The organism is Lepagella muris, from assembly GCF_004793975.1.
GTDB lineage: Bacteria > Bacteroidota > Bacteroidia > Bacteroidales > Muribaculaceae > Lepagella > Lepagella muris.
Genome location: NZ_SRYB01000001.1, coordinates 98,622 through 111,606, shown reverse-complemented (window position 1 = coordinate 111,606; position 12,985 = coordinate 98,622). Strand labels below are relative to the sequence as shown.

20 protein-coding genes are annotated in these 12,985 nt (G+C 43.0%); 16 read left to right on the top strand and 4 right to left on the bottom strand.

All coding sequences use genetic code 11. The annotated features are described in order from the left end of the window. Window positions 1-8 precede the first annotated feature (8 nt). From E5331_RS20550 to E5331_RS00485, 5 genes are read left to right on the top strand one after another with little or no spacing between them, the layout of a single operon-like run. A complete protein-coding gene (locus tag E5331_RS20550; RefSeq protein ID WP_275441016.1) occupies window positions 9-803 on the top strand; it encodes a hypothetical protein in 795 nt (264 codons plus the stop codon). A gap of 3 nt (window positions 804-806) precedes the next feature. Then, the gene (locus tag E5331_RS00500; protein WP_135985777.1) at window positions 807-1,040 is read left to right on the top strand and encodes a hypothetical protein; all 234 of its coding nucleotides are present in this window, start codon (window positions 807-809) and stop codon (window positions 1,038-1,040) included. 1 nt (window position 1,041) lies between these two features. Next, window positions 1,042-1,503, top strand: a complete 462-nt coding sequence (locus tag E5331_RS00495; RefSeq protein ID WP_136013193.1) for a hypothetical protein — start codon at window positions 1,042-1,044, stop codon at window positions 1,501-1,503. A 6-nt stretch (window positions 1,504-1,509) separates the two neighbouring features. After that, entirely contained in the window at window positions 1,510-2,757 is a 1,248-nt protein-coding gene (locus E5331_RS00490; protein ID WP_135985781.1) for an SNF2-related protein, read from the top strand. A gap of 16 nt (window positions 2,758-2,773) precedes the next feature. Then, window positions 2,774-3,034: a VRR-NUC domain-containing protein gene (locus E5331_RS00485; RefSeq protein ID WP_135985783.1), complete on the top strand. Its 261-nt coding sequence runs from the start codon at window positions 2,774-2,776 to the stop codon at window positions 3,032-3,034. A 124-nt stretch (window positions 3,035-3,158) separates the two neighbouring features. Here E5331_RS00485 and E5331_RS00480 read toward each other — a convergent pair whose 3' ends face one another. From E5331_RS00480 to E5331_RS00465, 4 genes are all read right to left on the bottom strand, one after another. After that, window positions 3,159-3,419: a hypothetical protein gene (locus tag E5331_RS00480; RefSeq protein WP_123482482.1), complete on the bottom strand. Its 261-nt coding sequence runs from the start codon at window positions 3,417-3,419 to the stop codon at window positions 3,159-3,161. Between the two features lies 1 nt (window position 3,420). Continuing rightward, entirely contained in the window at window positions 3,421-4,170 is a 750-nt protein-coding gene (locus E5331_RS00475) for an ASCH domain-containing protein (RefSeq protein WP_123482481.1), read from the bottom strand. Further along, window positions 4,167-4,535, bottom strand: coding sequence for a GIY-YIG nuclease family protein (locus tag E5331_RS00470; RefSeq protein ID WP_168355096.1), 369 nt, complete (start codon window positions 4,533-4,535; stop codon window positions 4,167-4,169). Before E5331_RS00470 ends, E5331_RS00475 begins: the two co-directional genes overlap by 4 nt. 65 nt (window positions 4,536-4,600) lie before the next feature. Continuing rightward, window positions 4,601-4,897: a helix-turn-helix domain-containing protein gene (locus E5331_RS00465; protein WP_123482479.1), complete on the bottom strand. Its 297-nt coding sequence runs from the start codon at window positions 4,895-4,897 to the stop codon at window positions 4,601-4,603. Window positions 4,898-5,142: 245 nt separating this feature from the next. On the opposite strand from E5331_RS00465, the gene E5331_RS00460 reads away from it, so the two are divergent. From E5331_RS00460 to E5331_RS00415, 11 genes are all read left to right on the top strand, one after another. Further along, entirely contained in the window at window positions 5,143-5,475 is a 333-nt protein-coding gene (locus E5331_RS00460; RefSeq protein WP_123482478.1) for an SH3 beta-barrel fold-containing protein, read from the top strand. Window positions 5,476-5,553: 78 nt separating this feature from the next. Next, window positions 5,554-5,982 (top strand): hypothetical protein, encoded by a 429-nt coding sequence (locus tag E5331_RS00455; protein ID WP_123482477.1) that lies wholly within the window; start codon window positions 5,554-5,556, stop codon window positions 5,980-5,982. A 2-nt stretch (window positions 5,983-5,984) separates the two neighbouring features. Then, window positions 5,985-6,161 (top strand): hypothetical protein, encoded by a 177-nt coding sequence (locus E5331_RS20165; RefSeq protein WP_168355095.1) that lies wholly within the window; start codon window positions 5,985-5,987, stop codon window positions 6,159-6,161. A 12-nt stretch (window positions 6,162-6,173) separates the two neighbouring features. Beyond that, window positions 6,174-6,587 carry a hypothetical protein gene (locus E5331_RS00450; RefSeq protein WP_123482476.1) on the top strand — a complete coding sequence of 138 codons (414 nt, stop codon included), beginning with the start codon at window positions 6,174-6,176 and terminating at the stop codon, window positions 6,585-6,587. After that, window positions 6,584-7,042: a hypothetical protein gene (locus tag E5331_RS00445; RefSeq protein ID WP_123482475.1), complete on the top strand. Its 459-nt coding sequence runs from the start codon at window positions 6,584-6,586 to the stop codon at window positions 7,040-7,042. The genes E5331_RS00450 and E5331_RS00445 overlap by 4 nt, the downstream gene beginning before the upstream one ends. Next, a complete protein-coding gene (locus E5331_RS00440) occupies window positions 7,039-7,386 on the top strand; it encodes a hypothetical protein (protein ID WP_123482474.1) in 348 nt (115 codons plus the stop codon). The genes E5331_RS00445 and E5331_RS00440 overlap by 4 nt, the downstream gene beginning before the upstream one ends. A 26-nt stretch (window positions 7,387-7,412) precedes the next feature. Next, the gene (locus tag E5331_RS00435) at window positions 7,413-7,667 is read left to right on the top strand and encodes a hypothetical protein (protein WP_135985785.1); all 255 of its coding nucleotides are present in this window, start codon (window positions 7,413-7,415) and stop codon (window positions 7,665-7,667) included. 102 nt (window positions 7,668-7,769) lie between these two features. Then, window positions 7,770-8,051 (top strand): hypothetical protein, encoded by a 282-nt coding sequence (locus E5331_RS00430; protein WP_123482472.1) that lies wholly within the window; start codon window positions 7,770-7,772, stop codon window positions 8,049-8,051. 458 nt (window positions 8,052-8,509) lie between these two features. After that, on the top strand, window positions 8,510-9,382 hold the full coding sequence (locus tag E5331_RS00425) for an amidoligase family protein (RefSeq protein ID WP_123482471.1): 873 nt from the start codon (window positions 8,510-8,512) through the stop codon (window positions 9,380-9,382). Window positions 9,383-9,474: 92 nt separating this feature from the next. Then, window positions 9,475-10,035: a class II glutamine amidotransferase gene (locus E5331_RS00420; protein ID WP_123482470.1), complete on the top strand. Its 561-nt coding sequence runs from the start codon at window positions 9,475-9,477 to the stop codon at window positions 10,033-10,035. A gap of 133 nt (window positions 10,036-10,168) precedes the next feature. After that, window positions 10,169-12,985: a hypothetical protein gene (locus E5331_RS00415; protein ID WP_135985787.1), complete on the top strand. Its 2,817-nt coding sequence runs from the start codon at window positions 10,169-10,171 to the stop codon at window positions 12,983-12,985.

Below are 12,985 nucleotides of genomic sequence, written 5' to 3'. Positions count from 1 at the left end.
ATAAAAATATGGAAAAGCAATACATTACTTATGCTCAAGCCACTGCTATTGCAGAAACAGGCTTATGGGAAATAGAACAGATGGAAGATAACGATGCCATCTACTATGATTGTCCTAACAATAAGCTGACCGCAGTTGAATCCCATCTTGGGATTGCCAAAGGAATAGCGGCCCAGAACATTGAGGTAAGCGTATGTCCGCGCTTCACACTTGATGAAGCAGTTCAATGGCTTAGAGAAACACCCGGCATCCATATCCAAATGAACTCCGTAGAGCGTAAGCGTTGGTCATACGACCTTTGCGACCTAAATGAATGGACTGATGAAAATGGCGCATACTATAATTGTATCCCGGAGCGCGATGGTTATCCAGTCTTTGATTCCTTTGAAGAAGCAGTGTCGGATGCCATTGATAAGGCAGTGGCTATCTTCGCTCCGGTTGAAATTGAAGAAACGGAAATCCCGGCACTTTCAGAAGAAGATTATATCAAATTATGCGCTGATTCTGAAAAGATGAAAGTGTATGATGGTAGAGGAACTTATGACCTGTATGTATGCGATGATTGCAGTCATCAAATCGTTACGACCTACGCGGTAAAGGGCGTGACCCCCTTTGTTATCAAATGCCGGGAGTGTGGTGGTACGATGAAGCACGTTGCCACATATAAAAAAGTCCGTCCGGAAACAGAGGTGCTGAAATGGATTCGCCCAACATATAGTCAGTACCTTAAACTATCCCCATTCACCCGTCAGCACATTGAAAATGGCGGTCTGATTCTTGAAACCAGCATAATAGATGATTGACCTATGGAAAAAGATAAAGCAGAAGAAGCAAGAAGTATTCTTAGTGACCTTGAAGCATTGGACGAGATTCAATCAACCTTAGAGAAAGAAGATAATCATTGGTGGAGCTTGGTTACCCCAGATTCTAAGAGATGGGATAAAGATGGTATCAGGATGCCTGAAATTCTTCGTGAAGAGTTTGTGGAAGCAGTGAAGCGAGCCATAGAAAGGTCTGAAAAAGCGTTAAAAGAGCTATAATATGGAAAGGATAAGACAGTTATTTGGTGAAGATTTCATCCGGGCGATTACTGATTTCAGCAAGTGTGTCACAGAGTCTGCGGAATCAATCATAAACACCATTGTTGAAATCGGAGAGGCCTTTGATAAGGCATTAGGTTACGATTTTGGTGTCACGGCAACTCATATTGTCTATATTCTGGATAAAAATGAAAAATTCAGAAAGATAGCAGAGAATCTTATAACCCTATATGGTTTAGATGGAATCCGAATATTCTACTCGCAATTATTTCCTGTGCAGCAATATGGAGGTAGAATATATTCCCTTGTCAATACTTATCGTCCTGAATGTGTCGTGGATATAGTAAAGCCAAAGACCTATGATGCTTATTCAGCAAAGTATAGAAGCCACCATAAGCCTATTCCCGGCTTCAAAAGGCAGAATCAATGGAAGCGAATCCGCTCCAATCCAAAACTCAGATAAAAGACTATGTTAGAACTACGCGATTATCAAGACCAAATATCGACACAGGCAGCGCAGTTGCTTGAGCAGTATAAGATATGCTATATGGCTATGGAATGTCGTACAGGCAAGACCCTGACGGCATTGGCGGCTGCCTTGAAGTATGGCGCAAAATCCGTACTTGTCTTATCAACTGTTAGAGCCCTACGAAGTATCTATGCCGATTATAACCTGATGCGTCCTACTTTTACAATGGATGCCATCAACTATGAATCGGCTCAGAAGTGCATCGGAAACCACTATGACCTTGTTATCCTTGATGAAGCGCACCGGCTCGGCTCTTTTCCCAAACCCAGCCAGCGCACAAAATTAGTCAAGATGCTATGCAAGGGATTGCCGATTATCTACCTTTCAGGTACACCAACCCCAGAATCATTCTCGCAGTTGTATCATCAGTTTTGGGTAAGTTCTTTCTCACCATTCAATCTATTCACTACTTTCTATAAATGGGCGAAAGTATATGTGGAACCGGGATTGAAAAAGGTGGGAGGTCACGTCCTTAACGACTACTCAAAAGCCCGTAAGGATAAGATTGATGCAGTGACTAAGAAACTGTTTATCGACTTTTCTCAGGAAGAGGCGGGATTTGATGCTAAGATAGAGGAATACACATTGACAGTACCAATGTCTAAATGGACTGAAAACGCATTGACCCATCTCAAGAAAAAGAAAATCCTTTCGTGGGATGATGTCAATATCTTGGGCGATACCCCAGCAAAGCTGATGTCTAAGCTGCACCAGTTATCATCCGGCAGCGTGATTGACGAGTGCGGAACGCATATAATCACCGACTATTCAAAGGCAAAATACATCCGTGATTACTTCGTCGGCAAGAAAATCGCAATCTTCTATGTCTATAAGACGGAGTTAGACCTATTGAAAAAGGCATTTCCTATATGGACTGACGTGCCGGAAGACTTTCAGCAGCATAAAGGCAATGATATGGTTTTTCTTGGTCAAGTGCGAAGCGCGAGGGAGGGTGTTCGTCTTGATACTACCGATGCGCTTATTTTCTACAATCTTGAGTATTCCTACCTATCTTATGAACAGGGCAGAAATCGCCTGTCATCCAAAGAACGTACTACCCCTGCACAGATATACTTCATCTGTTCCGACTGCGGCATAGAGCAGGATATTCTTGATGCAGTTCATGGCAAGCAGGATTATACCTTTGCCTACTATAAATCAAAACTTCGCGGAAGACTCCCAATCTGATATAAAATCATCCTATATGTTTCAAAAAAAGAAGACAGACCCATTAGAAAGCGTCATCCAGCGCAATATCATCAAGCGATATGAAGCAGATGGCTATATAGTTGTCAAGATTAGTCTATGTAATAAGGGAGGATTTCCTGACCTTATGCTCCTCAAGGATGGCAAAGCATCATTCGTAGAAGTCAAACGACCGGGGCAACAACCGCGACCATTGCAGGAGTATCGACTGAAAGAACTGAGGGATGCGGGATTTGACGCTTTTGTACTGACGGAATAGACATATACTTTTTTCATTTTAGGGATGGCCGGCATCGTGAGGTGGTGGCCCATTCCGGCATATAATAAGCCCGATGGTTATTCCACCGGGCAATATCTTTTATTTTGGTTATGGTACTTGTTTATCAGAAGTCATCTGGCGTGATACAACCTTTTGTTTCCATCAAAACCATCGCTTCTTCTGCCGACATTTCATCCATTCCGCCAAATCCTTCTTCTTTTGTAATGATAATACAAGTTTCATCCACGGCTGAGACTTGAGGTTCTCTATCCAAAGGATAGCCCTTAAATACTAAATATGAAGCAAATTCCTGAACAGCGCAATCGGCTTCATTCAATTTCCTGATAGCCTTATCAAAGGCTTTTCGCATTTCTGATTTCTTCATATCATTCAATCCTTATTACCACACGATACCACTTATAATCGCGGTCAAAAGCATCGGTGTAAGTGATTACTTCACCTTTCTTATCAAGCACCGGTTCAATGGCGTAATGTGTTACATTCGCGTCGATGCTTTCATCACCGCAGACGAGGGTCACTGATTCCGTAGGTTTGGGATTTAGGGTCTTGGTTGCAAACAACGGCTGGTTGAGGTCGCTTAGATTGAAATTCAGGGTATCGCTTTCTCCATCCTGAATAAGATTGAAAAGCTCACGGGCAACAGGTATGGTCAGATGCTTGCCATCGCGCTGAATAGGCTGCACATTCACACATTCAGGCAGATTGTCAGGTGTGATTTCAGGTATCTCAAATATGCCGAGCTTACCCTTAACATTCAGAATCGGTTCTTTGAATAGTTTTACATCGCGCATGACCCATTTGTATTCCGCGCCGGGGCCATCCTGCGCCCATATAGAAAAGTTTTCTTCTTCGCACCGGTCTATGGTCGCCACACCTATTATTGCAGATGTCGGCATATCATTGATTTTACCTATAATCCCCATCGTCTGCGCATCTTCTATGGGATTAGCCCATATCAAAGGCATGGTGTCTTCGTCTATTTTATGGCGTTTCGCCCCAACGTGAATAAGAACAGTCAGAGGGGTTGCCTTCAATGCCCATTTGCGGTTTTCCACATCCTTGATACCGGCACATATCAAAGACCCCCACGGCTGCTGAATTGAAAATGCTTTCATTGTTTGTTGTTTATTTTATTGAAAATTTGGACTGCTTTTATCCTTCCATTTCCGTAAGGCTTACTTTGTTGACATAGATTTGTATTCAATGGCGGTTGAAATACTGCCAAAAAGTCATTTTCATCTGGCTCATCCTTAGAATTGATTTCTGAAAGTGAATATATAGAAAAATCATCATTCTTCTTAAAAGCTGATGCCAACTTAGGGAGATAGTTATCTTTCACTTTCCCAAGTTTTGTTTTGCAATGAAATTGCATCCGTTGATAACCCACATTACTTTTACCTATATAGTAAGAGCCATCACCAAACACAATCATATAAACCAAGTAGAACCTATCACGCAAGCATCTGGGCGATTTATACATGACAGTGATGTTTCCGTCCTTACACTCTATCAATTTCTTTAACGATGAACAATCCATTGACCTATCTATGATTTTGGTGAATCATCATTTGCCACCACGGTAGGATTTAACCTGTATGTAGTTCCGCAGTTTGGGCAGGTAAAAGTGTTGGTATATTCTTGGCAGACAAGAACACCTACCGGCACACCTATTATATCCGCAATCTCTTGAAGCGTAGCCAATGTTGGATTCCCATTTATGATTTGGGATGCTGCGCTTTGAGTAATGCCTTTCTGACCATTCCTTCCGGTCATTTGCGAGGCAAGACGTTCAACAGTCCATCCTCGCTCCTTCATTACGATTCTTATAAAATTATTTGCCATAAGTTTTAACTGTATGTTTAGATGGTGCAAAATTAGTAAAAAATATTCAAACTACAAAATAAAATATTAGATATAACGAATAATTTTGCTTAAATGTTAATTTATACCTTAAAATTACCCCTATTTGTTAATAGTTGTTAAATGATTAGATAAAACTAATAAAATATTTGGTAGTATAAGATAAAACTTATAACTTTGCATCGTGATTAAGAAAGACAGTTATTCACCCTGTAATAATAAGGAGTATGAAGACAACAAGAAATAACCTGAAAGAAATCATGTCGATGGCATGGGCGTTTGTGAAGCGCAACGGCTTCACTATGGGCGAGGCACTTAAAGTCGCATGGCGCAACTTCAAGCTGAAAAGCGCGATGCAGGGCAAAATCGTAAAGTTCTACTTTCAAAAGGTAGATGGCTCTTTACGCGAGGCTTACGGCACACTTAAAGAAAGCCTCTTACCGGCTACACAGGGCACAGGTCGTAAGGCTAACGACACCTTGCAGACCTACTACGATACTGAAAAGCAGGAGTGGCGTTGCTTCAAGAAAGCCAATCTTGTGCGCATTGCAAACGCATGATTCTCTTAGCCGGGTGCGTCACCTACGGCTCACCCGGCACACAATGTAATCAATAACACAATACAAAAAAATCACGCGATGACAAAAGCAGAGCAGGACATATTGCAAGACGTTGAACGTGCTGAAATCCCTGATGATGTTATCAAGGCTATCACTGATGAACTTATCAAAGTGATGGAGAAAAGGATTGAAAACATCTCACCGGATGATGACCCATCTGCGGAGTATGGCGAATCTTGGACTAAAGGAAGTTGCGATGATGATGACTGGTTAGAATTGGATGAGCCATTGGATGAATACGAGGTCAGCTATAAGTATTCGCTGTCGTGGCGTTATCGTGCATGGACGGAATACTGGACCGACCCGGTGTGTTACCCATCTTTTGATGATATGGATAGCAAAGCCGGAGAAGTGTATGACATAGAAATCCGCACACCTGATGGTGAAGATGTTAAGCATAGTATCTGCAACAAAATCGCCAAGATAGTTAATGAAAAAATCAAGTAACAATGAAAGTCTTAAAATACACCATATATCGGAATGGCGAAGAGGAATGTTTCTTCTGGGTGCCAACATCTCAGGCTGAAAGATTGAATCTTATCCTGACAAAACTGATACGATTCTCGGCAAAACTTATGCCGACATCCAATTATCAATTCGATTATAAGGAAACTGAAATAAACTAAAGATATAAAGATATGAGCCTTTACAACATGATTAATGGCGTTAATCCCGCCACATTCTTCATCTTGCCGATGCTTGGTAAGCATCCGGACGAATATCCCCGTTTTCGTGATTGCTTCGTAAGTAAAGACGAAAAGCATATTGAAGTCTATACCCGCGTTGGAGGTGGAAACCGGCATTGTGGATATGGAGAAGAAGAATTGGAGAAGCATCCCAATTTTGTCAAGACCTACGATGATAAGTTTGACAACACTTATGGCACTTATGTATTTTCAGTGCCTGACAAGTGGAAAGAGGATTTTGATAAAATCTTGCTTGGTAAAACCCTATTCATTTCAGATGAATACTTCAATGAAATCCTGCGCGTCTATCCCAAATTAGAAGACCAACTGCGCTCTATGTTTCATCGACCAAAGACCGACCAATGAGCAAGAAACCAATATCATCAGCAGAAGCCGCTGCCAACTATGCGGCAAAGGATTATTTCATATCCCAAAGGACGGAACAGTTGACAAACGCCTTTAATGCCGGTGTAGCATGGCTATATAGCAATCAGTGGCATGACATCTATGTAGAAGCACCGCCAAAGTCAGGACAGTATCTTGTCATCTACCTTATGGATAATGGCGGGAAACTGGTGCAAGTATATGACATTCTGGTATATTTCAAAGAGGAAGAAGAAGATGGTCGGTTGCCGTGGGGTTTAGCAGAGGAATATGAATATCTTGCAGGAGCTATTACACATTGGGCATATATACCCAAAGCCCCAGCAATAGAAGATAACGGTAACACGCTCATTCTTGGAAGAAATCCCAAGAATGTATATTACCCGGAGGTGCATAGGCGCGATTATAATAATCTGGCAAAAGACAACGAGAAATGAAACCGATAATATTCAGATGGGTAAAGACCAGCGACACACATTTTGCTACACTTGTAGAAACCGATGCGGAATATAAGGCGCGTGTTGAAAAATCCCTTAAAGACCTTGAGGATTATCTTGAGGAACTTGCAGATAATGGCAAATGGGAAGAAATATCTCGCACTATCCCTTATGACCAATTCTCCAAAAACGACATCACTGTCAACGATGCAGGGAATAAGGATAGAATGTTTATCTTCGTCACCCTGAATCAGAGAACGGCAGAAGATATGATAGAGAGCCTTTTATATGAGCATTATACCCATGTCATCTATCTGGATTTACAGGGCTCAATGAAAGGATAAATATAAACCACAAAATATAAATGACAATGGCAGAAGAAAGCAAAAATCAGGATGCCGTCAATACCGGCAATCCCACATCTGCGGAGGGTGCTGATACCCTGACCGCCCTGAAAGAAGAAGTCGCAAAACTGACAGAAGAAAACAAGAGTCTGGCAGAAACCTTAAAGAAGACGGAATATGACCGCGACATCTACAAATCTTTGTGGAGTAAGGCTGACGATAAGGTCTCAGCCATGACGGACGTACTCAAGGAAATGATTAAGTTAGCCAAACTTGGCTGAATCCTACGCATCTGTAAGCGTTGACCGGCTGCCTATGCAGCCGATTTTTAAGCAGCCGGTTGACGCATTACCCCGATATTCCCTTTTTTAAATCATAACTATATGGAAACAACAGAAATAATTATCAATGAGGAAAGCGAGATGATGCAGTCTATTCGTGAATCCATCACTCAGATTGTAGGCATCAGGCTTAAAGCGATGAAAGCATCAAAGTGGCTGTCAAGACAAAACTCGGAACTTGAACTCGCCGCCAATGAAATTGAAGAGGCGATTGAAGCCCTATCCCGTGCGGAAACCGCGATGGGTAATGCCCATCAGAACCTACTGGTATCTCAGGCAACTTTGCAGACTACAATAAAAGATACCAAGAAAGCGGAATCTTGACGCATAGCCATCGAAGTATGGAAATTTTTTATTAATTTTGTATTGTCTGCCAAAGCTGGGAAGCCCAAAGCAGACACACAATAAGCCTTCATACACTTATTGTGTTATTGATTACAAGCGGCCTCGGAAGAATCCGGGGTCGCACTTTTTTATGTCCTGATGCAAGATTTATCATTCCGCGCTATGCCAATATCACGATTATACTGTCTGGTATAATCAAGGTCAGCAGGGATAAGAAGAGTCAAGATTGATGGTCTATGGCTAAATTATACTATATGCTTTATCTTTTATATTAAGGTGTAAGGGGCAATTATACCATTCAGTTTGTTAATAAAAGTTAAATATAACTATTTGGTTGAATTTTTCTGCAAAAATATTTGCACAATTAAATTATTTGGTTTAACTTTGCACTCGTAATCAATAACACAATTCATTCACAATCTAAAACCCCATAAGTTATGAAGACTTTAAATGAACAGGTAAACGAAATCAAGGTAGCGAACACAAGCAAGGCTTCAAAGAAAGCCGCCCTCGCTAAGTTAGGCATCACACCCTATGAAATCAGCATCATTCTCGCTGACGTAGAGGGAGCAGTAACAGGCCGCTTCACCTTTGGCGTAGAGATGGAGTGCTTCGTCAATAGTGGCGCAATCAGGACAGCCGCAGAACGCACAGGCATGGCTTATGAATATGAGGGCTACAATCACAACGATGGTCATTCATATTTCAAATTTACCACTGACGGCTCACTTGGTGGTATGCCTGACCCCATTGAATGTGTGTCACCGGTGCTTGCAGGTACTGACGGCAAAAAGATGCTTAAAAACGCTTGCAAGACCCTGAATATGGCAGACGCAAAGGTTAACTCTACTTGCGGTCTTCACGTTCATATCGGTGCCGCAAAACTGACTGCAAAGCAATATAGCAATGTGTTTGTAAACTATATGTATCTTGAGGCAGTCATTGATACATTCATGGCACAATCACGCAGGGCAAACAATGCCTACTATGCCGCCACACTGCAAGACCACAAATATGGTCTTACATCAGCAACATCTATTGAAGCAGTAAGAGGAGTGCTTGAAAGCCGTTATCATAAGGTCAATGCACATAGCTATGCACGTCATAAGACAATAGAATTTAGGCAGCACTCAGGCACAACGAATTATGAGAAAATCATCAACTGGGTCAACTTCTGTGGCAAGCTCGTCATTTGGTCTAAGAAAAACCGCCTGACTGCCCCGGTTGCAAGCATCGACGAGATACCATTTCTCACCAATGAAGAGAAATCATTCTTTAAGGCAAGAGCAGAACACTTTGCAAGCCTTTAAGACACCATATAAGGTCAGGGGTTGAAACATACCCCTGACACCCCTTAAAATCCCCTACAATCAACGTAAAACCTAAAAATAGATAATACACCATGTGCGTCATCATAGTAAAGCCGGCAGGCGTTAAAATGCCAACAAGCGACATCATCAATGCAGCCTTTCATGCGAATCCCCACGGTTGCGGTTTCATATCCCCATCAACCTTTTATAAGGGCATGAGCATAAAGAGCCTTAAAAAGAACCTAAAGCAAGTGTCTGACGATGAGCCTTGCATCATACATTTTCGCCTTGCGACACATGGCTCTATCAAGAGGGCGAACTGCCACCCATTCAACCGGGGCAATGTATGGTTTGCCCACAACGGAATACTTGACATCAGACCTGAAAGGGATATGACCGACAGCGAGACAGCCTTTCAGAATATCATCTACCCGGCTATTGAAAGATATGGCTATGGCTCAAGGCAGATGGATATGGCAGTCAATAAAGTCATCGGCTTCTCAAAATTCGCCTTTTTGCAGGGCGATAGACTGAAAATGTATGGCGACTTCATCAAGCAGGATGATGGGTGCTATTATTCAAATTTGCGCTTTATGTCTTATGTGGGTTGGGAACGGAACTACCGTTGTCACTCGTTGGCATTGGGTTATTGATTACATACAAGTCATGGGGTTTTAGCCTATGCTTCGCCCTGACATTGGGCGAAATTACGACTACTTCTCAAAGGTAGCGACTAAGCGAGGTAACAAGCAAGTTACTTCGCTTTTGTTTTGCGTCCTTTGCAGTATGCTAACGATATACGATACCGCAAACGAGATACGATTTCAGACACCTATCAACATAGGCTCAAAAAGGGTCAAAGAGTTGATGGGGTCTGACTATGTTTTGCTGAAATTCAGCGTTAGCAAGCCTATTTGTTTTCAGTTGGGCGATTGGTGCGATGTACCCGGCAACGGCAGATTTGAATTGGTTGAGTTGTATAATCCAACCTACAACAAAGCGACAGGCGGCTATGACTATGAATTAGAGCTTGAAGCCTATTACTGCAAGTGGCGAAATAAGATTTTCAAATATACCCCTGAATCCGGTGGTCGTGAGGCTTCATGGAGTCTGACCGCTACCCTTGATGTGCATTTAGGCGTATTTGTGCGCAATCTGAAAGCATTGGGATACCTATTCAACGAGCAGGAGTTCATCTATTCGATAGATGAAACCGTTGTGCAGTCTGCAAAACTTCTGACCTATAACAACACCGATATGATTACCGCCCTAAACATGATGGCGGAAGCGTGGGATTGTGAATGGTGGGTCGAAGACCATGTTATCTATTTTGGCAGATGTGAATTAGGCACTCCGATAGACTTTGAGCAAGGTGTGAATGTAGATAACATCTCGCCATCCGGCAATAAGAATGTGTATGCCACAAGAATCTATGCCTTTGGGTCAACTCGGAATATACCTGTCAATTATCGCCCTACTGATGAAAGCATCGTTGTTAACGGCATAGTCCAGAAACGTCTGATGCTACCGGCGGGAACACCCTACGTCGATGCTTATCCCAATATGCCGACCGAGGCAGCGGTGGAGCGTGTGGTGGTGTTTGATGATGTGTATCCCAGAACCAATGGGAATGTTGACTCCGTAAGCACATACACCGATACTGTCACAAACGATGATGGCGAAACAAACACGGAAACATTCTACCGATTCAAGGACAGCAGCATCAAGTTTTCAAAAGACTATATCCTTGAGAATGAGGAACTGCATATAATCTTTCAGTCCGGTTCTTTGAACGGATTGGATTTTGGTGTTATGTTCAATCCTCTTGGCGTTTCTGAAAAATTGCCTGATGGGTCATGGAATCCGGATGCGCAGCTATGGGAGGTTGTGGCTAATGAAGACTACGGAAGAAAACTCCCTGATACTGTGCTGATGCCGAAAGCCGGTGACAAGTATGTGCTTTATGGATGGGATGCCACAAAGATAGCATCTTTGGGTCTGATTGATACCGCAGAGCAGGAACTTCTTGAGAAGACCAACGAATACATTGCCAAAACAAAGATAGACCCCAATAGCTATCCTTGTACGATGATGTCGGATTGGATGAAAGAACAGGGACAAACACCCACCGGCTATTACTTCCCATTTGGTCTTGGCGACCGGGTGAATCTTATCAGCGATGCTTATTTCTTCGATGGAAGCAGACAATCCCGTATCATCGGCTATGAATATCCGCTTGATTATCCTTATGACTCCCCCGTGATAACAGTCGGTGAAACGAAATCCACATCACGTCTGGGCGCATTGGAGGACACCGTTGAATCCCTGACATTAAAAGGTCAGACCTTTGTAGGAGGTGGAAGCGGTGGTGGTGGAAGCACAATCTACCTTATCACTACCAATGACACAACCACGCCTACAAACCGCAATGCCTTTTCAGCCTTGCGTTCTTTGAAAGAATTTCTCAGCAAGACGAAACCAGACCGCACCCCATATCCCCTCAATGTCGGTGGAAAACTGACAGGTGAGAAAGGTGTGCAGTTCGGTGATAGTTTTGCCGATGGTCTTACGGGCTTCGGTGGAATGATAGATGAATATGGCAATGGATGGCTTGAAAGCCTGTCTTTGCGTAGATTTCTTGAGGTGCCGGAGCTTCGCTACAACCGCGTAGAAATTCAGATTGGCAACAAGTGGAACGCTCCCGGAGGAGGCATCGTAGAAAAGTGCATCCCTGACCTTGACGCAGATGGGAATCCGCTTATGACCGGCACTGTCATTCTTCATCTTGAGGATGGCGAGATTGGTACGGTAGCCATTGATGACATCTGTATGGGTATTTTCCACGATGGTTACGACACATCCAACAATTCCACCGCTGACTCTGATGACTCCATCGGTAACTTTCATTTCGCCGGCTTCTATACCGCATATTTCAGAATCACTGACATCATTGAAACGGGCCGCAATAGCAAGTTCCGCTATATGCTTCGTGCCGTTTCAGACCGATGGAAGATGACATTTCATCCCTGCGAGGCTATGCACTTCGTGGGATACGGCAATTTTACTAACAAAGAACGTCAGACATCCCGCTATTCAACCCGGACGTATGAACGCTATCTCCGCGATGTGAACGACTGGGAATTTACGGCAAACAACATTGGTGCGCAGTTCGGTGATTTGAGCAATCTGTCGGCTTTCGGAATGGATATGGCCGGATATTCCGCCTACCTCAACAATATATACATGACCGGACGGATAGAGCAGATGCAGGCTCTGTTCCCGCGCATGGAGATAGATACTGAGGGGGACACATTTCTTGCTTATGGAGAGACGAAGAAGATAACCTGTCGGGTATACCGAGGGTGGGAAGACGTAACAGACAAGGTGGTGAAATGGACGGTCACACGTGACACAGGAGACGCCATAGAAGACGCTTCATGGGCCTTGAAACCAAAGGTGCAGAACTTCAACGGGACTTTAGAAATATGCTTCACTCCCACTGAAAATGACCTTGGTAGCAATTCATTGGTGTTGAGCACTCTATTTACATTTGTAGCCGAGATTTCAGATTCTCCAGCCGCCACAGCAAATTTAACGATCTAA